At 72.2% G+C, this 755-nt stretch carries 2 protein-coding genes; both read left to right on the forward strand.

Annotated elements, in window-relative coordinates; translation table 11 throughout:
- Window positions 1-7: 7 nt before the first annotated feature.
- On the forward strand, window positions 8-169 hold the full coding sequence (locus G7A99_RS26035; RefSeq protein ID WP_371807663.1) for a hypothetical protein: 162 nt from the start codon (window positions 8-10) through the stop codon (window positions 167-169).
- Between the two features lie 72 nt (window positions 170-241).
- Window positions 242-755 (forward strand): sodium:calcium antiporter (locus G7A99_RS22620; protein WP_371807662.1); only part of this gene is annotated, 514 nt, incomplete at its 3' end.

Raw genomic sequence — 755 nt, forward strand, 5'->3', positions numbered from 1 at the left:
CACGCTCGTGTTCTCGGCCCGTGACCGGGAGCACAACCAGGCGGTCGCGCTTGCGGAGGTGCTCGCCGAGGAGTTCGCGGCCTGGTACGCGCCGGACGAGCCCGCCTCGCCGGTCTGCTATGCCGCGCAGTTCGAACGCGGCGGGGGTCCCGATACCTCTTCGCGCTGAGTGTCCGTACTTGCCCGCGGCCACGGCTTCTGCGGTAATCCGGGGGGCGATCGCTGCCACGGGGCCGGGGGCATGACTGCGCTGCTGGGGATCATCGGGGGGATCGTGCTGCTGGCACTGGGCGGCGAGTTCGTCGTGCGTGGCGCGCTCGCGCTGGCCCGCCGCACCGGGGTTTCGCCGTTGCTCGCCGGGCTGGTGATCGTCGGCTTCGGAACCTCCGCGCCCGAGTTCACCGTCTCCCTGGATGCCGCCCTCCAGGCCCGCCCCGACATCGCGCTCGCCAACGTGGTGGGCAGCAACATCGCCAACGTCCTGCTGATCCTCGGCATATGCGCGCTACTCGCGCCACTCGCGACGTCCCGCCGCGCCCTGTGGCGCGACGGCGTTGGCATGCTCGCCGCGAGCCTCGCGTTGCCGGTACTGTTGCTCGGTGGTGGTATCGGGCGGGGTGACGGTGCCGTGCTGGTCCTGGCGCTCCTGGGTTACCTGGCCTGGGCCTACGTGGCCGAGACCTACCACGGTGCCGCCTCGGCGGCGGTGCACCGTGACGAGGCCGCGTCGGTTCCGGCGCTGCGTGGAGGACGGG

It is taken from the genome of Arhodomonas sp. KWT, from assembly GCF_010993615.1.